Annotated in this window: 17 protein-coding genes; 11 read left to right on the forward strand and 6 right to left on the reverse strand. The window is 60.7% G+C overall.

The genetic code is table 11. The annotated features are described in order from the left end of the window. Positions 1-128: 128 nt before the first annotated feature. From BK667_RS03175 to BK667_RS03210, 7 genes are all read left to right on the forward strand, one after another. Positions 129-1,523, forward strand: a complete 1,395-nt coding sequence (locus tag BK667_RS03175; RefSeq protein ID WP_123596776.1) for an ethanolamine ammonia-lyase subunit EutB — start codon at positions 129-131, stop codon at positions 1,521-1,523. An 8-nt stretch (positions 1,524-1,531) separates the two neighbouring features. After that, positions 1,532-2,356: an ethanolamine ammonia-lyase subunit EutC gene (gene eutC / locus BK667_RS03180; protein WP_185058167.1), complete on the forward strand. Its 825-nt coding sequence runs from the start codon at positions 1,532-1,534 to the stop codon at positions 2,354-2,356. Positions 2,357-2,469: 113 nt separating this feature from the next. Beyond that, positions 2,470-2,931 (forward strand): GNAT family N-acetyltransferase, encoded by a 462-nt coding sequence (locus BK667_RS03185; protein WP_034148104.1) that lies wholly within the window; start codon positions 2,470-2,472, stop codon positions 2,929-2,931. 364 nt (positions 2,932-3,295) lie between these two features. Then, entirely contained in the window at positions 3,296-3,952 is a 657-nt protein-coding gene (locus BK667_RS03195; RefSeq protein WP_123509904.1) for a DedA family protein, read from the forward strand. A gap of 4 nt (positions 3,953-3,956) precedes the next feature. Next, on the forward strand, positions 3,957-4,769 hold the full coding sequence (locus tag BK667_RS03200) for a M90 family metallopeptidase (protein WP_123509905.1): 813 nt from the start codon (positions 3,957-3,959) through the stop codon (positions 4,767-4,769). A gap of 113 nt (positions 4,770-4,882) precedes the next feature. After that, positions 4,883-5,410, forward strand: coding sequence for an inorganic diphosphatase (gene ppa / locus BK667_RS03205; protein ID WP_054052377.1), 528 nt, complete (start codon positions 4,883-4,885; stop codon positions 5,408-5,410). A gap of 228 nt (positions 5,411-5,638) precedes the next feature. Then, a complete protein-coding gene (locus tag BK667_RS03210) occupies positions 5,639-6,385 on the forward strand; it encodes a S24 family peptidase (protein ID WP_123509906.1) in 747 nt (248 codons plus the stop codon). Between the two features lie 703 nt (positions 6,386-7,088). Here the strand turns inward: BK667_RS03210 and BK667_RS03215 are convergent. From BK667_RS03215 to BK667_RS03240, 6 genes are read right to left on the reverse strand one after another with little or no spacing between them, the layout of a single operon-like run. Further along, the gene (locus tag BK667_RS03215) at positions 7,089-7,898 is read right to left on the reverse strand and encodes a YfaP family protein (protein ID WP_123596778.1); all 810 of its coding nucleotides are present in this window, start codon (positions 7,896-7,898) and stop codon (positions 7,089-7,091) included. Positions 7,899-7,901: 3 nt separating this feature from the next. Continuing rightward, positions 7,902-9,521 (reverse strand): DUF2300 domain-containing protein, encoded by a 1,620-nt coding sequence (locus BK667_RS03220; protein ID WP_123596779.1) that lies wholly within the window; start codon positions 9,519-9,521, stop codon positions 7,902-7,904. Position 9,522: 1 nt separating this feature from the next. Then, positions 9,523-14,088: an alpha-2-macroglobulin family protein gene (locus BK667_RS03225; RefSeq protein ID WP_123596780.1), complete on the reverse strand. Its 4,566-nt coding sequence runs from the start codon at positions 14,086-14,088 to the stop codon at positions 9,523-9,525. Then, positions 14,085-14,723 (reverse strand): DUF1175 domain-containing protein, encoded by a 639-nt coding sequence (locus BK667_RS03230; RefSeq protein WP_185058168.1) that lies wholly within the window; start codon positions 14,721-14,723, stop codon positions 14,085-14,087. Before BK667_RS03230 ends, BK667_RS03225 begins: the two co-directional genes overlap by 4 nt. Continuing rightward, complete coding sequence (locus tag BK667_RS03235; RefSeq protein WP_123596782.1) at positions 14,720-16,444, reverse strand: DUF2138 domain-containing protein; 1,725 nt, start codon at positions 16,442-16,444, stop codon at positions 14,720-14,722. Before BK667_RS03235 ends, BK667_RS03230 begins: the two co-directional genes overlap by 4 nt. A gap of 51 nt (positions 16,445-16,495) precedes the next feature. Further along, positions 16,496-17,287, reverse strand: coding sequence for a YfaP family protein (locus BK667_RS03240; protein ID WP_123509912.1), 792 nt, complete (start codon positions 17,285-17,287; stop codon positions 16,496-16,498). 277 nt (positions 17,288-17,564) lie between these two features. Here BK667_RS03240 and BK667_RS03245 point away from each other — a divergent pair, with 277 nt between their 5' ends. The 4 genes from BK667_RS03245 (at position 17,565) to dxs (ending at position 22,044) form a co-directional block, all read left to right on the forward strand. Further along, entirely contained in the window at positions 17,565-18,704 is a 1,140-nt protein-coding gene (locus tag BK667_RS03245) for a Fic family protein (protein ID WP_123596783.1), read from the forward strand. Between the two features lie 223 nt (positions 18,705-18,927). Further along, a complete protein-coding gene (locus BK667_RS03250) occupies positions 18,928-19,170 on the forward strand; it encodes an exodeoxyribonuclease VII small subunit (RefSeq protein WP_007894317.1) in 243 nt (80 codons plus the stop codon). After that, a complete protein-coding gene (gene ispA, locus BK667_RS03255; RefSeq protein WP_123509914.1) occupies positions 19,167-20,054 on the forward strand; it encodes a (2E,6E)-farnesyl diphosphate synthase in 888 nt (295 codons plus the stop codon). Before BK667_RS03250 ends, ispA begins: the two co-directional genes overlap by 4 nt. Positions 20,055-20,145: 91 nt before the next feature. Next, positions 20,146-22,044 carry a 1-deoxy-D-xylulose-5-phosphate synthase gene (gene dxs / locus BK667_RS03260; protein ID WP_123596784.1) on the forward strand — a complete coding sequence of 633 codons (1,899 nt, stop codon included), beginning with the start codon at positions 20,146-20,148 and terminating at the stop codon, positions 22,042-22,044. Positions 22,045-22,048 lie beyond the last annotated feature (4 nt).

Raw genomic sequence — 22,048 nt, forward strand, 5'->3', positions numbered from 1 at the left:
CCTGCCCTGTAGGAGCAAGGCTTGCCCGCGATGGCATCACCGCAGTGCATCTGTAAAACCGCGGCGTTTTCATCGCGGGCAAGCCTCGCTCCTACGGGCCACACTTTTAATCAGGAGGACTCCGTCCCATGGCCGCATTTGCCCATTCCGTCGGCGCCCAGACCTACCGTTTCGACAGCCTCAAGGAAGTCATGGCCAAGGCCAGCCCGGCGCGTTCCGGGGACTTCCTGGCCGGTGTTGCCGCCCTCAACGATGGCGAGCGCGTGGCCGCGCAAATGGCGCTGGCCGACATTCCGCTGAGCCATTTCCTACAGGAAGTACTGATTCCCTACGAGGCCGATGAAGTCACCCGACTAATCATCGACACTCACGACAAACAAGCCTTCGCCGTGGTCAGCCACCTCACCGTCGGCGGGTTTCGCGACTGGCTGCTCAGCGACGCCGCCGACGAACAGAGCCTGCGCGACCTCGCCCCCGGCCTGACCCCGGAAATGGCCGCCGCCGTGTCGAAAATCATGCGCGTGCAGGACTTGGTGCTGGTGGCGCAGAAAATCCGCGTGGTCACCGAGTTTCGCGGCACCATGGGCCTGCGCGGGCGCTTATCCACACGCCTGCAACCGAATCACCCGACCGACGAACCCGCCGGCATCGCCGCGAGTATTCTCGACGGTCTGCTGTACGGCAACGGCGACGCGATGATCGGCATCAACCCGGCCACCGACAGCATCGCCTCGATCTGCGCCATGCTGGAAATGCTCGACGCGATCATCCAGCGCTACGACATCCCGACCCAGGCCTGCGTGCTGACCCACGTCACCACCTCCATCGAGGCGGTCAACCGTGGCGTGCCACTGGACCTGGTGTTCCAGTCGATTGCCGGTACTGAAGCAGCCAACGCCAGTTTCGGCATTAACCTGAACGTATTGCAGGAAGGCTACGACGCTGGGTTGAGCCTGAATCGCGGCACCCTCGGGCAAAACCTGATGTATTTCGAAACCGGCCAGGGTAGCGCTTTGTCAGCCAACGCCCACCACGGCATTGATCAGCAGACCTGCGAGACCCGGGCCTACGCCGTGGCGCGACATTTCAAACCGTTTTTGGTGAACACCGTCGTAGGATTTATCGGCCCGGAATACCTCTACAACGGCAAACAGATCATCCGCGCCGGCCTCGAAGATCACTTCTGCGGCAAGTTATTGGGCGTGCCGATGGGTTGCGACATCTGCTATACCAACCACGCCGAAGCCGACCAGGACGACATGGACACCTTGCTGACCCTGCTGGGCGTGGCCGGGATCAACTTCATCATGGGCATTCCCGGCTCCGACGACATCATGCTCAACTACCAGACCACTTCGTTCCACGACGCCCTCTACGCCCGGCAAACCCTGGGCTTGAAACCGGCGCCGGAGTTCGAGCAGTGGCTGGCGAAGATGGGGATTTTCACCCAGGCGGACGGCAAGGTTCACTTCGGTAACAACCTGCCGCCGGCCTTTCGCCAGGCCCTGGCGCAATTGGGATGAGTGTTGATATGGATAAACCACCCGTTGATCCGCAGAACCCGTGGCTGGAACTGCGGCGCCTGACCCCGGCGCGCATTGCCCTCGGCCGCACAGGCACCAGCATGCCCACCAGCGCACAACTGGATTTTCAGTACGCCCACGCCCAGGCCCGGGACGCGGTGCACTTGCCATTCGATCACGCGGGACTCAGCGCACAATTGGCCGAGCGCGGGCGCGAGAGTTTGCTGCTGCACAGCGCCGCCACAGACCGGAACAGCTATTTGCAACGTCCCGATCTGGGACGCAAGTTGAGCGACGAGTCGGCGCAAATCCTGCGTGATTACGCCTCGGCCCATCCGGGCGGCGTGGATTTGGTGATCGTGGTCGCCGATGGTCTGTCGGCGTTGGCCGTTCATCGCCATACGTTGCCGTTTCTCACGCGCATGGAAGAACAGGCCTCAGAGGATGGCTGGTCCGTGTCACCGGTGATTCTGGTGGAACAGGGCCGGGTGGCCGTGGCCGACGAGATCGGCGAGTTGCTGGGCGCGAAAATGGTGGTCATTTTGATAGGTGAACGCCCGGGTCTCAGTTCACCTGATAGCCTGGGTTTATATTTCACCTACAATCCAAAGATTGGCCTCACAGATGCTTATCGCAACTGCATCTCCAACGTTCGGCTCGAAGGCCTCAGCTATGGCATGGCGGCCCACCGCTTGTTGTACCTGATGCGCGAAGCGTGTCGGCGGCAGTTGTCGGGAGTCAATTTGAAGGACGAAGCCCAGGTTCAGACACTGGAGTCGGAAACTGGAGCGGACATGAAAGGTAATTTCCTACTCAGTCCGCCGGATGCCTGAACCGTTTCCGCATTGCGTTTCTGATTCGGTTTCAGGCACGATCGACGCACGGCCGCCAGGGGTTTCCCATCGCCGTCACGCACGTATGACAGCCACTTGAAGCGAGACCTACCATGCGGATTATTCAAGCGACCCTCGAACACCTGGACCTGCTGACCCCGTTATTCGTCAAATATCGCGAGTTTTATGGCTCCCTGCCGTATCCGGACTCGTCCCGGGCGTTCCTCGAAAAACGCCTGCGCCGCAAGGAATCGGTGATCTACCTGGCCCTGTCCGATGACGACAACAACAAGTTGATGGGTTTTTGTCAGCTCTACCCGAGCTTTTCGTCGCTATCGCTTAAACGCGTGTGGATCCTCAACGACATCTACGTCGCCGAAGACGCCCGCCGCCAACTGGTCGCCGACAACCTGATTCGCACCGCGAAGAAAATGGCCAAGGAAACCAACGCCGTGCGCATGCGTGTGTCCACCAGCAGCAATAATGAAGTGGCGCAGAAGACTTACGAGTCGATCGGGTTCAAGGAAGACACCGAATTCAAGAACTACGTGTTGCCGATTAGCGACGAATTATAACGGCGCTACGGCGGGCGGGCTTTTGTGGCGAGGGAGCTTTTGTGGCGAGGGGGCTTGCCCCCGTTCGGCTGCGAAGCAGTCGTAAAACCAGACAACGCGGTGTAACTGCCTGAAATGCAGGGGGCCGCTTCGCGCCCCAACGGGGGCAAGCCCCCTCGCCACAAAAGCTCAAACCAACAAAGATCGGCGTGAGCCACCGGTCTCACCGTGACATCCCCCGCTACAATCTCGACGCGCTTTTCACTATTCCCACCGTATAATCCCGAGCTTCCCGGCTTGTAAGAAAAACTACATTCATTTGTAGGCTTACATGAAGTCATATGCACAGGTCTGCTGAGTCGGACCATCACCACAGGTGCCCCCCATGGATTTCAACCCGATCGACCTTATCCTGCATCTCGATGTGTATCTCGACTTGCTGGTGAATAACTACGGGCCATGGATCTACGCCATCCTGTTTCTGGTGATTTTCTGCGAGACCGGTCTGGTGGTGATGCCCTTCCTGCCGGGCGACTCCCTGCTTTTCATCGCCGGTGCTGTTGCGGCCGGCGGCGGTATGGACCCGGTGTTGCTGGGCGGCCTGTTGATGCTGGCGGCGATCCTCGGTGACAGCACCAACTACGTGATCGGACGAACGGCGGGCGAGAAACTCTTCAGCAACCCGAACTCGAAAATCTTCCGCCGCGATTATCTGCAACAAACCCACGACTTCTACGACAAGCACGGCGGCAAAACCGTGACCTTGGCGCGCTTCCTGCCGATCATCCGCACCTTTGCACCGTTCGTCGCCGGCCTCGGCAAAATGCCTTATCCGCGTTTCTTCTTCTTTAGTGTGCTCGGCACGATCCTGTGGGTCGGCGGCCTGGTGACCCTCGGTTACTTCTTCGGCAACGTACCGTTCATCAAGAAAAACCTGTCGTTGCTGGTGGTGGGCATCATCCTGCTGTCGCTGGTGCCGATGATCATCGGTTTCGTGCGCAGCCGCTTCGGCGGTTCGAGTTCCAAAGCCGAAACCCGCTGAGCCCATGTGGTCACTGAGCGCCTGGCGTCGCCGGCGCATCCTGGCCAGGCACCCGATTGCCGACGACATGTGGCAGCGGGTGCGCCATCACTTGAGCTTCCTGGACGGCCTCAGCGCCGCTGAAGACCAGTGGCTGCGTGAAGCCAGCGTGTTGTTCCTGGAAGACAAACACCTGACCGCGCTACCCGGCGTCGAACTCCATCAGGAGCAACGCCTGCTGCTCGCTGCCCAGGCGCAATTGCCGCTACTGAACCTCGGTGACTTGAACTGGTATCAGGGCTTCCACGAAATCGTCCTCTACCCCGACGACTTCCTCAGCCCCCAGCGCCATCGTGATGCCAGCGGCGTCGAACACGAATGGGACGGCGAACACAGCGGCGAAGCCTGGCAACAAGGCCCGATCATCCTCGCCTGGCCCGGCGTCATGGCCAGCGGCGGCTGGGAAGGCTACAACCTGGTGATCCACGAACTGGCGCACAAACTCGACATGCTCAACGGCGACGCCAACGGCTTGCCACCGCTGCATCCGCACATGCGCGTCAGCGACTGGGCCAAGGTCATGCAAGAAGCCTACGATGACCTCAACCGCCATCTGGACCGCAACCCGGACGCCGACACCGCCATCGACCCCTACGCCGCCGAGAACCCGGCCGAATTCTTCGCGGTCACCAGCGAATACTTCTTCAGCGCCCCGGATTTGCTGCACGAGGCGTATCCACAGGTCTACGAGCAGTTGCAACTGTTTTACCGGCAAGACCCGCTGGCACGGCTGCGGCAACTTCAAGCCTCAAGCCCTGTCTATCAGGGACACGACTAAGGTCTACACGACCCAAGGCGCATGGCATCGGCGGCGGAATATGCCTATAATCGCCGCCACTTTTTGGTCAATCCGGCCAAGTGTTTTTGGTCAACTAACGGGGGCACCGCCCAATGAGCTACAGCAAGATTCCGGCTGGCAAAGACCTGCCGAACGACATCTACGTCGCGATCGAGATCCCGGCCAACCACGCGCCGATCAAGTACGAAATCGACAAAGACAGCGATTGCCTGTTCGTTGACCGTTTCATGGCCACCCCGATGTTCTACCCGGCCAACTACGGTTTCATCCCTAACACCCTGGCTGACGACGGTGATCCCCTCGACGTGCTGGTCGTGACCCCTTACCCGGTTGCCCCAGGCTCCGTGATCCGCGCTCGCCCGATCGGCATCTTGCACATGACCGACGACGGCGGCGGCGATGCCAAAGTCATCGCAGTCCCACACGACAAGCTGTCCCAGCTGTACGTCGACGTGAAGGAATGCAGCGACCTGCCACAACTGCTGATCCAGCAGATCGAGCACTTCTTCGCGAACTACAAAGACCTCGAAAAAGGCAAATGGGTGAAGATCGAAGGTTGGGGCGATTCAGAAGCCGCTCGCACCGAGATCATGAAGTCGGTTGCTGCTTACAAGGGCTAAAGCCAGCGTTTAGCTGCAAGCTTTAAGCTTCAAGAAGAACCCCGGTTGATCCGGGGTTTTTTGTGGGCGTAGATAATGGCTTTAAACGTAGCGTTTAATGATTTTTGCTTCTGGTTTTTTCTTGTTTAAAACCGGCGTAAGACGTCTTACATCCGGTCTTAAAATTCCCGCGTAATTTGAACAGGTGGTTTATTCAAACCCCCATTCCTCGCCAGTAAACTCGCGTTTATGAAAAAGAACACGAGCGGTCCACGATTCAAAGCACTCCTGGAAGAGGCGAAGATCACGACAACGGGATTCGCCGCTTTCTGGGACACCGAAGCCCAAAACATCCACAACTGGTACACCCGAGGTGTGCCCGCCTACCGCATGGAAGAGGTGGCGAGAATACTGTCCGTCAACAGTCACTGGCTGAAAACCGGCGAAGGCCCACAAGACCTCGCCCCACTGCGCGTGGTCGACGAATCCGGCAACACCTTCAACGCCCAGGCCATCCGCGGCATTTACACCGTCATCGAACCTGTCGACGTCGAACTGCCCTTTTACAAGGAAACCGCCAAAGCCCCCGGCTCCTACAAAACCCACGTCGTCGAGGACCCCAACCAATCCATCCGCCTGCCCCGCAGCCACCTCGACGCCCTTGAGGTTAATCCCAGAGACGCTATCTGCACCCACATGATCGGCAACAGCATGGGCGAGAAAATTGAAGACGGCTCCACCCTCGCGATTGATCGCGGGCTGACGCAGATTATTGATGGGGAAATTTACGCCATCGAGCATGACGGGATGTTGCGGATCAAGTATCTGCACCGCATGCCGGGGAATGCGTTGCGGCTGCGTAGCCATAACAAGGCCGAATACCCGGATGAAATCTTCCGGGCCGAGCAGATTGAAGATCAGAACATCAGGATATTGGGCTGGGTGTTCTGGTGGTCGACCCTGAATAAACGGCGGCCGTCGGTGCCGTTCCTGTAAACCGTGCCGCGCCCTTCGCGAGCAAGCCCCCTCCCACAGGTACTAAGTAATCCTTGTGGGAGCGGGCTTGCTCGCGAAAGCGGTGGAACAGTCACCCCGAAAACCCGGACAGGCTACCCACACCCTGGCACACGAAAGCTCTAACCCGTACATCAAGCTGGGAATTCCCCAAAATAATCAGTATGCTGCGCCCCACATTTGCGCATCACCCCGCCCCGCGGCGCTGATCGCACCGACGAAGCAGATGATTTTCTCGCCGAGTCCCACAGCCGGACGCAAGATCCGGGTGTACGTTTTGAAGGCTGGCGCGGTTTACCAAAAATGAACCAAGCCAGTCCCCGAGAAGCCGGCCACAAGCCGGCTTTTTAATGTCTGAAGAAAAGTCATTATCGGAGGTAGTTCATCATCGCCCCCACCAAATCCCCGGCCGAAGAAGACCCAAGTCAGCGTTCACCAGTAAAAAAGTCGTCCATCGAAGCAGAGGTAGTGCTTGTGAGGGTGGTTACTGAGAGGCTCTCAGCGCCTCAGCGAGTAAAGGTCAACCTGGATGATCTCGACTCTTCAGACTCAGTCTCAGAAAACGCCTGAACGTCCGGAGATTGGTCAGTAACCTGCTGACCAAACCGGTCTGCCATCATTCAAGCAATTGGGCAGCAAGCTGCTGCACAATTCAATTGTGCAAGAGCTGCTTGCACAATCCCCCTCACGGATAACTAAACCCCTTAACCAACGTCAACTCCCCCACCGCCCGCATCGGCACCAGGAACGTCTCCATCTTCTCATTCGGCGTCCCTTCCTCCGTTATCACCGTCACCTGCGCCGTCGTCAGCGCCTGAGCCGCATCTTCCTGCCCGTCCTCATCACTCCGATACCCACCACCGAAGTAGTTCACATAAACCAAATACTGCCCCTTGATCGGCGCCGGCATGGAGAAGATTTCCGGCCCATACCCTGTGGTCACGTCCACATCGAGCGCCGCACCATTCGGTGCAATCCGGTCGCCGTACCAGATATGTGCACCGTCGGGGGTGACGAGGTGCAAATCCAGATCCGTGTTGTCGCTATCCCACGACAGCAATACCCGCAACTTGGCCGGCGTAGCCCCACCACTGGTGTGAAGAAACTGCGTGCGATGCCGTTGCTGTCCATCCGGGCTGCGCACTTCAACGCTGTTGCTGCCGTTGGGAAACGAGTACGGCCGATCAAAGCGTCCGGCGTCATCGATTTTCAGCGGCATGCTGATGCCGTTGACGATCAAGCGACCCGGCTCATTCGATTTGGGCGTGGCTTTGATCTGGCCGCTGATGCGCGCGGTGTTGGCCTGGCCGGCCGGTGTGTTCACCGAGGAGGCCGGGTAGTTGACGGTCTGGCGGTAGTTTTCGCCTTCGCCTTCAACCGCGCCTGTGCGCCAACCACCCACGGGGGTATCAAGGTCAACGGCGGCGGCGAAGGTCGTCGGCAGTGCGCAAAAGGTACAGAGGAACAGGAAGACCTGTGGATAACGGAGTTTCATGGCCTATTCCAGCAAGAGGTGGCGGGCGAGCCCTTCGATGTAGGTTTCATCCTGGCCGTTGGGGTGTGCTTCGAAGGCCAGGTGCAGGTATTCGTGGGTCAGGTCGAGGCGGTCTTGTAGCGACAGCACGCCGCGCACGTAGATGCGCTGGCGTTCGCGGTCGACGTAGGGGCGGCCGAAGGCCAGGCGGCAGACGGCGAAGGTGTTGACTTCGTTGTAGCCGACTTCGCTTTCCAATCGCGCTCGCCAGCCGCGACGTTGGGTTTGTAGCCAGTCTTGTGCGGCGGGCAACGCTTCGCAGGAGGCGACGGGGTTGTCCCAGCGGCTGAGGCTGGCGCGCGGGTAGGCGTGCAGCAGGATGGCGTCGTAGCGCTGGCCGGCGTTGGCTTGTTCGACGGCTTGTTGCCAGGACAGTTTGTCCGGGCCGGGTTGGTCGGAATGGTAGGTGACGGTGCTGCCGGCCAGGACCAAATCGGTGGTCCATGCGGCGATGTTGCGCGATTCAGCGGTGGCCGGGCGAGGGGCGACGCGCTGGCGACTGCTGCTGTCGTCGATGCTCAGGCAGTCACCGTTGCGGGTGGCGTTTTGCAGCAGGTAGGTTCTGATGGCGATGGCCAGTGCTTTCGCGGCTTCTGCAGGTTCGGATTTGGCTTCCCGTTGCAGGACGCGAGCGACGTATTCTTCACGATCCAGGCGAGCAACAACCTTGTCCTTCAGCAAAAACAACTCGCCGTCGCTGTGGATATCCAGCTGATTGCCATTGGCGAACTCGACGCGATAGTCGCCCTGCAACGGACCCGAGCCAACAACCCGATCCCCCGCCAGAACGCGCCCAATCGGGTAACGAGAAAACAGCCCCACCTCGACGCAACGCCCCGCATCCACCGGCCATTCAACCGGCACCACCGACGCCAACGCCGCACCGTAATTACGTAAAACCATCTGACTGGTCCCCCGCCCACCGGCCCAGATCGGCGTGCCATCCACCGTCCAACCAGCGAACCCGCCCTGACGCGAAGAAGGATCCTGATCCCCCAACCAGCTCCAGGTTTTCACCCGCAACCGGCCACCGAGTTCGCCCACGACATTGCCGTCCGCAGCGCTCAACATCACATCCAGCAACACTCGCCGGGCCTGATCCTGCGCGGGCATTACGGCTAACATGCGAAGCAACTCAACCACCGAGACCCGCGTCGCAGGCTGCAACGACGGCAAGTTCAGCAACCATTCCGGCGCCTGTCGTGCCTGCCAATACTTACGCCAGTCACCATCGTCAATGCCCAGCCGCGCGGGCTCAAAGTACAACCCGCACGACTTCACCAACGCCTGATCACGCCCAATCTTGCCGCCAGCCGAGCAGCAATAAACTTCTTCTTTCGACTGCCCGCGACACTCATACGCAGATTCCCGCGCACCGGTATCCACCAGCCAGCCGTAGACAAACAACTTCCACAGGCTACCCAGCGGCGTTTGCACGTCAGCGGATAGCGGCTCGCGGGACATCACCTGAGTCCGGCTCAGCGACAACAATTCGCCCTTGAAGCCCAGCCGCAGCGGTTCGTCCTGCGCGGTAGCCAGCGCAGGGAGCAAACACAGCAGCAACCAGACCAGAGGCCGGGTCATGTCAGTTGACCGTGACCTGGCCGAGCGCCGGTTTCTGTTCCTGGGCCTGGTGCTGTGGCGCATAGACCTGAGTGAAGCGCACCGGCGGCAGGTTGAACTGGCCTTTCTGCGAGAAGCGCACCAGATGCCGTACGCGCAATTCGCCGCTCAAGGCATCCACCGGAATCGCGTAAGCCAGTTGACCCGGTTCGAAGCGCGCCTTTTCCAGCGCCGTCGGTTCGGTGCCAGCCTTGCCCATCAACTTGATACCCCAAGTGGTGCGCTCGACATCGGCGCCCGGTGGCAGCGGCACTTCGATCATGCCGTAGCGCAGCGGTTTCGCGGCTTTGCTGGTGATGATCACTTCGTCCAGATACAAACTGTCGCTGGACAACGGTTTGGTGCCGACCGCTTCGAGTTTGAATTCGAAGGCTTCGTCACCCGGCACCAGACGCGACAGGCGACGGGTGATGGTCACCGCCATCGGGTCGATGGCCGGTTGCTTGGTCTGGTAGCTCAGCGCGGCACGCAGCGGACGTTCCTGAGTGCCGGTCAACGACAAGGCTGCCGGTACCGGCGTAGCACCCTGCCACGTCCAGTACATCTCGCCGGAATTACCGTAGTTTTTCTTCCAGCCTTCACCCGGTGCCAGGGCGATGGTCGGCGACGCCTGTTCGATGCTGTGTTGCAACCAGCTCAGGGCCAGAGCGCGTTCGAGGGTCGATTGCTGTGGCAGCAGACGTTGCAACAACTGTTGCGCGTGAGCCTGATCGAAGGCTTGCAGCGACAGGTTCAAGGCTTCGGCAAACGGCTGCGAACTCACGGCCAGACGCTGTTGCGCATCCGGCAATTGACGATTGAACGCATCCGGCAACGTGACCTTGGACTGCTTGGCCAACGAAGCCGTCAGTGCACGCGCCGCCGCCAGGCCCAGCGCCGAATCCGGATCGCTCATGACCAGGCTGTCTTCGCCATCGTCCATCAGGTTCGCTGCGTTGCCGTCGCCAGCCTTCGCCAGGTCGTCCATCAAACCGCTGAGCAAGGTGTTCACCGGCAATTGCATCTGCTTGGCGAACGACAGGATCAGCGCCCGTTGCAACAGCGGCGTGTTTTTCGCCTGCTTGGAATAGACCTCCAACACCCGCTGCCAATGCTCCGGCGGCAAGCTCAGTTCCAGCGCTTTGCTGGCGTACCAGTCGGCGTAATAAGCGTAAGCGGTGAGGAACGCGTCCGGCTCGCCGTCCATGCCCCACCAGGTGAAGCTCGCCGATGGTCCGGCCATTTGCACCAGGCGCAAACGGCTGTTTTGCATAATCAGGCGCAGGCGATCGCGGATCTGTGGGCTCGACGACAGCGATGGATAAGCGATGCTCAGCGGCAGCAAACGACTGGCGGTCTGCTCGACGCCGCCGTACGGATAGCTCAGCAAATCATCGAGGGCCGAGCGGAACAACGCTTGCGGGCTGTCATCCAGACGCAGGCGAATGTCCGTCGCGTCCGCCGGCAAGGTCAGCGCTGTATCGCCACTGACCGCGTCCACCACTTGGCTTTGCGTCACCTGCCAGCCTTCACCGGTCGCGGTCAAGCGCACGGCCAGGGCATCGGCGGTCTTGCCGTCCTGTACTAGCTCCGCGGTCCAGTCGCCACTCGCCAAGGCAAATGCTGGCAGGGCGATGTAGTTGATGCCGCTGTTCAGGGTCACTGGCAGGCGCTGATCGGCGCCGCCGTAATGGATCACCAGCTCTGCCTTGACCGGTTTTTCAGCCTGGCTGAAAGCAAACACGCCGAGGGCCGGTTTGTCGCCATTGCGGAACTTGGTCGGGCCGCTCCACTTCAGGTACAGCGGTTTTTCCGAGCGCACGAATTGCTTCTTCTGCCCGACCTGGCCGTCATCGGCGATGGCCCGCGCGGTGATGCGCCAGCGGGTCAGCGAGTCCGGCATCTTGAAGGTGAAGCGGGTTTTGCCGTTGGCGTCGGTGATCAATTCCGGCTGCCAAGCGGCGGTATCGACATCTTCACGACGCGGCCGCTCCAGCACTTTCACGCCACGTTCGCTGCGGTTGGCTTTGCCCGGCGCGCCAGGGCTGCCCGGCAACGCCACGTCGTAGCTGATGAACGACAGGCTGGCGCTGGTGCGTACGTTGTTGCGGCGCGGGTGGTAGAAGAACTGGTCGATGGTCGGCGCGACTTCCGGTTGCAGCGCGTAGATCATTTCATCCACGACGCTGACCGTCAGGTGCGCTGGAATCGGCTTGCCGGCGAACTGTGTGGTCAGATCCACCGACACGGTGTCGCCCGGCTGGTACGACTCTTTATCCGTAGCAATCGCCACGTCGATTTGCGGCGCCACTACTTTGATGCCGGCGTTCTGGAAGCTGTACTGACCGCCCTTGGTGTAGAGCACGGAGAAGGTCAGGTTCGGCGCGAAGTTATCCTTCACCGCAATGCGTGCGCGGTATTGGGTGTCGCTGAGTTTTTCCATCTTCAGCCAGTCGCTGCCCTTGGACAGCAACGCCGTGGCCTCGACCTTGTCCCGCTCCAGGGACAGCAGCGCATCGCTGACCGGTTCCGGGAAGGTGATCAGGGCCATGGCTTCGTCGCCGGCCTTGTACTCGGGTTTGTCGAGAACGATTTCCACGGTGCCCGGCACGGCTTTGACGCCCTCGCCGGTGACCGAATGCCCGGTCGCGCCGACCACGCGGCCATGGTCATCCTTCAACGTCAGGTTGTAGGTGCCCGGCCGCGCGAACGCCACGCTGAAGCCTTTGTCTTTCGCGGTGAGCTTGCCGTCGCCGGTGGTCTGGTCTTCCAGACGCACCCAACTGTAGCTGCTCGGGGTGACCGCTTTGCTCTGCTCACTACCGCCTTCATTCAAATAGCTGAACGCAACTTTGTCGCCCACGGCACTGAAGCGTTGAGGGGCGCGCAGGCTGAAACTGGCGGCACCACGGTCAATGAGGATTTCCTTGGTGGTCTTGACCCGATACGCCGCACCATCGCTGGCGAACACGGTGAGCATGTAGCGGCTCGGTTTGTCGGCGGCCGGCAGGTCGAGGGTCGCGTTGCCCTTGGCGTCGGTGGTCAGTTCGGTGCTGGTCAGCTCCACCGGGAATTGCCCGAGGTATTGCAGCTCGTTATCGACCATCGACAGTTGCTGGGCGCGCAGGCTCAGGGTCAATTTGGCGTCGGCCACCGGTTTGCCGTCCGGGTACAACAGCACAAGGCTGCCCTTCACCGGTTCGCCGGTGCGGTAGTCCTGCTTGGCCAGGTTCAGCGAGATTTCGAAGTGCGGCTTGATGTATTCGGCGACGCGGAAGGCGCTGCTGTAGGCCTGATCCTTGTAGCTGAAGCGCAGTTCATAACCGCCCGCCACCGCGTTGTCCGGCAACTGGAAACGGCCCTGGGTGCCGGACTTGGAATCCAGTTTCAGCGCCAACGATTGCAGCGCGGTGCCCGTGGCATCGAGCACGGTCACGTTGACGTCGGCAGCGGTCGGCGCCACCGAATCCCGTGCGTTCTTGAACTCGCGACCGACGATTTTCAGCGACACCCAATCCCCCGGCCGGTACAGCGGCCGGTCGGTGAAGGCATAGAGTTTGGTGTCGTAGATTTCGCTGTCGTAATAGAAGTTCTCGGAGACAAACACCCCGCCCTCTTCATCCTCGCCAATCACGAACGAACGCTCGGGGCTGACGTGTTTCAGGCGCAGCAAGCCATCGGCATCGGTCGCGCCGCTGCTCATCACACCCAGGCCATCGGTCCACAGTACATTCACTTTCGGCACCGAACTGCCTTCGTGTTTGCGCGCGGCCCACACCAGCAGTTCATCACCGGCAATCTTGCTCACGGCCACGGTATTGGAGACGAAGACCATGGTGGTCGCACGGTACTTGCCGATCAGCGCTTCCACCAGGTACAGACCCGGTTTCAGGTGACCCAACGGAATGTACACATTGCCCGGCGCAACGCTGACGAATTCACTGGAAGAACCGGCCAGGTTCACGCCGGCGGGCGGCTGGATCGGTTTGGCTTCCCACAGCGGATAACGGAATTGGCTGACAACCGGCAGGCCTGGAATCAGTGCGAATTGGGGCTGAGCGTCGTAGGGCGTTGGCGCCGCAATCGCGGTGCCCATCTTCAGCTCCGGCACTTCTTCGGTGACTTGTTTCCGGGACTCGTAGGAAAACGCCCGCTGCATCACACGACGGGATTTGCGGTACCAGTTGTCCCACAGGTACGCGAGGGTGTTCGACAGGCCTTCGCCCTTGAACTGGCCGTCACTGACCACGCGGTGCAGGTTCTTCTGACGCTTGAGGAAATCCAGCGGTTTGTCGATGCGATACACGCGAATGTCGGCGCCACCATAAGGCTCCATGCGGAACCGGCGATAGTCACGACCCGGTGCTTCGAGACGCACCATCGCCTGCTCATCGGCGGCGAAACTGCTGTCGGCCAGCAGGAAAAAGCTTTCACCGGCCACCGGCGTGTAGCCGCTTGGCTCGACGGTGTCTTCGGCGTTGACCGCCGAAAACGGCAGCACTAAAACCAACAGCAGAGGCAGTAAACGCAGCATGCGGGCACCGATCATTGGGAGAGAAAGTTCAGTCGATAGACGCCGATGAAGTTGGGGTTGGCTGCGTCGGGTATCCATCGGGTGTCCTTCCATGTCATGAGTTGCTGCAGGCTCGCGGATCGCATGCCGTTGTCAGTGGGGGTGGTGGTGCCGGTGTGATAGGCGATGTAGCGGCCCATCCAGATCATCAGGTGCTGGTCGTCGCCCTGATCGAAAAACATCAAATCGCCGGGCCGTGCCTGGGACACGTCGCGGCTGACCAGATGGCTGTTGAACTGAATCAACTTGATCGCGTTGACGTACGGTCCGACCTTGCCACCGCCCTGCTGCCATTGCTGGGCGAGACCGCGCTGGGCCTCGCTCAATTGCAGTTCCGGCGGCAGGTAGCGATTGGACAGGCCATTGCTGCGCAGCCATTTGTCGTCATGGACTTTCAGCGCTTCGTTGGCGGCGAAACGCACCAGGCCCGCGCAGTCCTGCTGAAACCAGCGCGGGCTCGGGCCTTGGGTCAGTTGTTCCTGGGCGATGCGCACGAACCAGGCGCGAAACACCTGGGATTGCTGCGCATCCAGCGGCGCGGCTTCAGTGGCAAACGCCCGACTGCCCAGCAATATCGCCAGCAGGCCGAGGCCTCGGATAAGGGCTGTCACAGGGCTTTCCACTCCAGCGGCAGCCACTGCCAGTGGCCGTCGGGCTCGCTGCCTTTTGGCAGGGTCAACGCGTACTTGCCGTAACCGCCGAGCTTGCGCAGTTTCGGGATCAGGTAGGTTTGCGCGGCGTTGTAGAACACCGGCTCCATGTCCTGGGGCAGGCTGTCGAGGGTTTCCTGTTGCATCAGTTGCGCCATGGAATCCGGGCCGAAGTAGACCGGCATCAGCAGGTCTTTCGGCACCACGTCGGCCATCGGTGGGAAGCGTTTGTCGAGGGTGCCGAGGGCCTTGTCCACGAGTTTATCGTCGAGGGAAAACAGCAGCGTCGAACCGTGACGGGCCAGGCTGACTTTCATGAACGCCTTGCCGGTAATTGCGTCCGGGTTCTCGGCATCCTTGGCCGCGTACGGGCCGAAGTTGGAGCTGACCTGACGCTGCCACTGATGGTTTTCGCCCTCCTTCTTCTCGACGACCGGGAACGCGTGCTCTTCGACGTTGCCTTCGTAAGCACCGACCATCGAACCGAACAGGTTACCCAGATCACCGTCGAGTTTGGCGCTGTCACTGTCGTTCAGGCTGGCCACCAGCAGCGGCGTGTACAGCCGCGAATCGGCGTACCAGCAAAGGCCCGCCGCGCCGGCCATGTGGTCGGTCAGGGCCTGGGCGACTTTTTCTTCGGCGCCGAGTTTGACCAGCAGCGGTTTTTGTTGCTCAGCCGCCAGCGGCAAGGCGACGCAAGCACTGGCGCCCATCGGCATGGCTTGCCAGATCGGTTTGAAATCGAAGTCCGGTTGGTTGTCCAGTTCGTCCATGGCGAGGAAGCTGTGCCAGCCCTTGTCGTCCATGTCGAAACGCAGGCCGGAGAAGTTCGGAATAAAGCGCTGGTACCCCATGGCCAACACGCTGGCGTTGACCGACAGGCGTTGCTTCACCTCAGGCGCCCGGGGTTGCAGGCCGAAGGCTTCAGGGAACAGTTTGTCGCCGTTGAGCAGCGCGGCGATGGACTTGGTGGAAACGCTGCCCGACTCTTCAGCCGCACTCGTCTCCGCATCGTAGAGCTTGGTCGGGTTGGACAGCACCACCAGTTTGTCGCCGTGGGAGGCGAACAGCAGCGCTTTGGTGGCGTTGTAGGTCAGTTGATAGAGCGCCACGTCGTCGGCGCCGACTTTCACGGTGCCGACCTGAGTCAGTTGCGTGTCGTCCAATGCGACCTTGGCCAGCGGCTCCAGCAGTTTGGCCAGGCCACCGCGATCCATCACCAACAAGAAGTCTTTGAGGCGACCATCCGCCCCACGCCACAACGCCACGTCCGCCGGTTGATCGAAGAGCTGCTCGATCAGGCTGTCCTGCAGCTTCAGGTCATGTTCGTAAATGATCCGGCGCAAGCTGCCGATCAGGCCGAGACGATCAGCGTGAGCTTCGTAATAGAAGACGAAATCTTCGGTCAGGGTTTCCTTGAGGAACGGCACGGCCAGCAAGTCCTTGGGCAATTGGCTCAAGGAATTGGTTTCCAGCAGACCGTCCGGGCGGCTCATGCCCAGTTTGTCACTGGCCAATTGCGCCAGCGGCACCTTGGGTTTGTGCATGAACCAGCCCAACCCGCCCGCGACACCGGCCACCAGGCACAGCCCGATCAGCACGGCTGGCCAGCGACGCGGCGTTTTGGCGGCAGGCGTTTCGGCGGCCGGGGAAACCGCTGGTGAAATCGTGTTATCGCTCATGTTCACGCTCATGTTCCCAAAGCTCAGCAGTTCATCCGTGGAGCGGGATGTTTAATAGTTGAAAGTCTTGACCAGCAACAGGTCACCGATGGCCCGCAGGGGCACGATGAAGGTCTCGCGTTTTTCGTCGACGGTGTTTTCGTTGAGCACCAGGTTGATTTGCGAGGTGATGACCTCGTTCTGGTTGCTGGTCTCATCGAAGTTATAGCCTTCGCTGCCGAAGTTGCCCCAATAGTTCACGTAAACCAGATAGGTGCCGTGCATCGGCGCGGTCATGGTGAACATTTCCGGGCCGGGGCCATCGACGCCGTCCGGGTCCAGGCCACCGCCGTTGGTCAACGCCGTGTGGGCGAAGAACGCGTGCTGGCCGTCGGGGGTAATGATGTGCAGGTCGAGTTCGGCTTTCGGATCGTCCCAACCCAACACCACGCGAATCCGCGCCGGGGTGCGCAGGTTGTTGGCTTCATAGAATTGAACACGCTTGAGGGATTTGCCTTCGGCACTGCGCACTTCGACGCTGTTGGAGCCGGCGCCAAACGCATACGGCCGGGCAAAACGCCCTTCGTCGTCGGTGTACAGATTCAGCGGATTGCCGTTGACTGCCAAGGTATGCGGCCCACGCTGGGTGCCGATAGCCTTGAGCTGGCCTTCGATCATCGTGCGATTGCGCTGCACGCCCCGGTCGATAGGCGGTGTGGGATAAGCGACTTGAGGGTTTTCACTGCGATCGAGCAAGCCGTTATAGCGCCAGCCGCCCACGGGCTCCGACAACTCGGCCGTCGGCTCGGCCCAGGCTGCGGTAGCCCAGACCAGCATCGTCAGCAGTGAAAGAAAACAACGCATGTGACGCCTCCTGCCATGCACAACGAAACCCTGCGCCCGATCCTCGGCGCGTTACAGATGCAAAAACTGTGTTTCGTCAGAAAGACCCGTGACTATTGGGTCGTAGAAGGCGCGAAGGTTAGCCATTCGGCAGTTTTTTAACAATCAGATACACCTTAAATTGTGGCGAAAATCACGATGATTGTTAGGTGTGAGCCGAATAGCGCGGTTATTCGGCTCACGAAATGAGCCGAATAGGATTATTATTCGGCTCATTGACCCCGGAGCAACGGAATTCATGACGCTTCACTGGATCTGGCAACAGCCCGACTGGCCGAGTTTCAACTGGCAGGCCGAACGCTTGGCGCCGTTATTGCGCGAGTGTGTCCAAGCCCAAGGTCAGTTGATGGGCATGGCCAGTTCCGTGGGCATTCCGCTCAGCGCCCAGAGCGAACTGGATGCACTGTTGCAGAACATCGTGACCTCTTCGGCTATTGAAGGCGAAACCCTCAATGTGGGCTCGGTGCGTTCCTCACTGGCCCGACGCTTGGGGCTGGAACAACTCGATGGCGATCACGTCAGTCAACGCAGTGAAGGGCTGGCGCAGTTGCTGCTCGACGCCACCCAGCATTTTGCGCAGCCTCTGACGCTGGAGCGATTGCTGGAATGGCATGAGTGGCTGTTTCCGGATCAGGAATCGGACCTCGCCGCGCGGTCGATTCATGTCGGCGCATTGCGCGGTGATGAGCCGATGCAGGTGGTTTCAGGGCGTCTCGACAGGCCGACCGTTCACTTCGAAGCCCCGCCTCGCCTTGGCCTTGAGCAACAACTGGAGACGTTCCTTGTCTGGTTTGAAGCCAGCCAAGCTCAGGAAGGGCTCGATCCATTGCTGCGGGCTGGCATTGCACACTTCTGGTTTGTCACCTTGCACCCTTTCGATGACGGCAATGGGCGATTGACGCGCACCATCACCGATTTGGCGCTGGCCCAAGGCGAAGCGCAGGCTATCCGTTTCTATGCAATGTCGGCGAGCATTCTTGAGGATCGCGCTGGTTATTATCGAGTGCTGGAAGCCAGCCAGAAGGCGACGACGGATATCACCGAGTGGCTGGAATGGTTCCTGAAAACCTTGTTGCGCAGCCTGCAGCAAGCCATGACCCGGATTGAATCCGTACTGGGCAAGGCGCGATTCTGGCAGGCGCATCGGGAGTCAGGTTTGACCGCGGAACAGAACAAGGTACTGAATCGCTTGCTGGATGGCGGGGAACGCGGGTTCGAGGAGGGCATTAGCGCGGCGCAATATCAGGCTGTGGCGAAGGTGTCCAAGGCGACGGCCACTCGTCATCTGGCTGAACTGCTGGAAAAGGGCTGCCTTAAACGCCTTCCCGGGGGCGGGCGCAGTACGCGCTACGCAATTAACCATCCTGGCGTTGATTGATGCCACAACACGATCCGTAGCAGCCTGCGTTCGACCTGTAGGAGCAAGGCTTGCCCGCGATGGCGGTCTTGAGGTCGCTATCGCGGGCAAGCCTTGCTCCTACAAAACGAACGCAGGCTTCGCCAGCGGCTACAAAGGCTGCGTCAAAACCCCCGCTCATTTGCCCATACCCCCCATGTCTGCTAGTGTCGCGCCGGTTTAACGTCAACCGGAAATAGCCGCCATGGCCCGCAAAAAAGCTGCACTGGATTTCGAACAATCCCTCGCTGACCTGCAAACGCTGGTGGAGCGACTGGAGAACGGCGAGTTGTCGCTGGAAGATTCGCTGACGGCTTTCGAGCAAGGCATCGGTCTGACCCGCGATTGCCAGGCGGCGCTGGCCCAGGCTGAACAAAAGGTTCAAGTGCTGCTCGAGCGTGATGGCGAGCTGGCCGAGGAACCCTTCGACGCGGATCAGCCAGAATGATTGCAGCGTATTCGGCGACCAGCCAGGCCCGCGTTAACGCTGCACTGGACACCCTGTTCACCCCGCCAAGCCCCGAGCTCGCTCGCCTTTATGACGCCATGCGCTACAGCGTGATGAATGGCGGCAAGCGCGTGCGTCCGCTGCTGGCTTACGCTGCGTGCGAAGCGTTGGGCGGCAAGGCTGAGCAGGCCAACGGTGCGGCGTGTGCGGTGGAGCTAATCCACGCCTATTCCCTGGTGCACGACGATTTGCCGGCCATGGACGACGACGATCTGCGTCGCGGCCAGCCCACAACCCACAAGAAATTCGATGAAGCCTGCGCGATCCTCGCCGGTGACGGCTTGCAGAGCCTGGCCTTCAGCGCCCTGCTCGATCCGCGTCTGAGCACGTCGGATGCCGAGATTCGTCTGCAAATGGTCAGCGCTTTGGCGTTGGCGGCAGGCCCGGCAGGCATGGTCGGCGGTCAAGCCATCGACCTTGGCTCGGTCGGCTTGAAGCTGGATCAGAAAGCCCTCGAATACATGCATCGGCACAAGACCGGCGCGTTGATCGAGGTCAGCGTCAAGCTTGGCGCCCTGGCCAGCGGTCGGGCCGAGAAGGACGAACTGAAGTCGTTGCAGACCTATGCACAGGCCATCGGCCTGGCGTTCCAGGTCCAGGACGACATTCTCGACGTCGAAAGTGACACCGAGACCCTCGGCAAACGCCAAGGCGCCGATATCGCTCGCGACAAGCCGACCTATCCGGCCCTGCTCGGTCTCGACGCGGCCAAGGTCTACGCCCTGGAATTGCGCGATCAGGCCCTGCATGCGCTGCGACCGTTTGACGCGGCAGCCGAGCCTTTACGCGATCTGGCCCGCTATATCGTCGAACGGCGCAGCTGACAGCGTATCCGCCAAAAAAGAGCAACGCGTGGGCAGGGGCCGATGCATCAGGTAAACTGCCGCCTCTTCTATACCTATAACGATTCGCCTGATGCCCACGACGTTTCATGAGATTCCCCGCAAGCGCCCGACCACGCCCCTGCTCGACCGTGCCAACACGCCGGACGGCCTGCGCCGGTTAGGCGAAGCCGAGCTGGAAACCCTGGCCGATGAATTGCGCCTGGAATTGCTCTACACGGTCGGTCAGACCGGCGGGCATTTCGGTGCCGGCCTGGGCGTCATCGAGCTGACCATCGCGTTGCATTACGTGTTCGACACCCCGGACGACCGGTTGGTGTGGGACGTGGGTCATCAGGCCTATCCGCACAAAATCCTCACCGGCCGACGCGAGCGCATGGGCACTTTGCGCCAGAAGGACGGCGTTGCAGCCTTCCCGCGTCGTTCCGAGAGCGAGTACGACACCTTTGGCGTCGGCCACTCCAGCACCTCGATCAGCGCAGCGCTGGGCATGGCCATTGCCGCCCGCCTGCAGAACAGTGATCGCAAGGCAATTGCGGTGATCGGCGACGGCGCACTGACTGCCGGCATGGCCTTCGAGGCACTGAACCACGCGCCGGAAGTGAACGCCAACATGTTGGTGATCCTGAACGACAACGACATGTCGATCTCGCGCAACGTTGGCGGGCTGTCGAATTACCTGGCGAAAATCCTCTCCAGCCGCACTTACGCGAGCATGCGCGAAGGCAGCAAAAAGGTCCTGTCGCGCCTGCCCGGCGCCTGGGAAATCGCCCGGCGTACCGAAGAATACGCCAAGGGTATGCTGGTCCCGGGCACGCTGTTCGAAGAGTTGGGCTGGAACTACATCGGCCCAATCGACGGCCACGACCTGCCGACCCTGATCGCCACCCTGCGCAACATGCGCGATCTCAAAGGCCCGCAATTCCTCCACGTGGTCACCAAGAAAGGCAAAGGCTTCGCCCCGGCGGAAGTCGACCCGATCGGTTACCACGCCATCACCAAACTCGAACCGGTGGATGCGCCGGCCGCTGCGCCGAAGAAATCCGGCGGGCCGAAGTACTCCGGCGTGTTCGGTGAATGGCTGTGCGACATGGCCGCGATCGATCCGCGTCTGGTCGGGATCACCCCGGCGATGAAGGAAGGCTCCGATCTGGTGGCCTTCAGCGAGCGTTTCCCGCTGCGCTACTTCGACGTGGCGATTGCCGAGCAGCACGCCGTCACGTTCGCCGCCGGCATGGCCTGCGAAGGCGCGAAACCGGTGGTGGCGATCTATTCGACCTTCCTGCAACGCGGTTACGACCAACTGATCCACGACGTCGCGGTGCAAAACCTCGACGTGCTGTTCGCCATCGACCGCGCAGGTTTAGTGGGCGAAGACGGCCCGACCCACGCGGGCAGCTTCGACCTGTCGTTCCTGCGCTGCATCCCCGGCATGCTTGTGATGACCCCGAGCGACGAAAACGAACTGCGCAAAATGCTCACCACCGGCCACCTGTACAACGGCCCGGCGGCGGTGCGTTATCCGCGCGGCAATGGCCCGAACGCAACCATCGAGAAAGACCTGCAACCGATCGAAATCGGCAAGGGCGTGGTTCGCCGCCAGGGCAGCAAAGTCGCCCTGCTGGTGTTCGGCGTGCAACTGGCCGAGGCGCTGAAAGTCGCCGAGACGCTGGATGCGACCGTGGTTGATATGCGCTTCGTCAAACCTTTGGACGAAGCACTGGTTCGTGAAATTGCCGCCGGCCATGAATTGCTGGTGACCATCGAAGAGAACGCGATCATGGGCGGCGCCGGTGGCGCGGTCAGCGAGTTCCTGGCGCGGGAAAACATCCTCAAGTCGATGCTGCACCTGGGCTTGCCGGACAGCTATGTCGAACACGCCAAGCCCGCGCAGATGCTGGCGGAGTGTGGGCTGGACGAGGCCGGGATTGAAGCGTCGGTGCGTGAGCGCCTGCAACTGCTTGCCAAGTAATTCC

Source organism: Pseudomonas frederiksbergensis, assembly GCF_003732705.1.
GTDB lineage: Bacteria > Pseudomonadota > Gammaproteobacteria > Pseudomonadales > Pseudomonadaceae > Aquipseudomonas > Aquipseudomonas frederiksbergensis_F.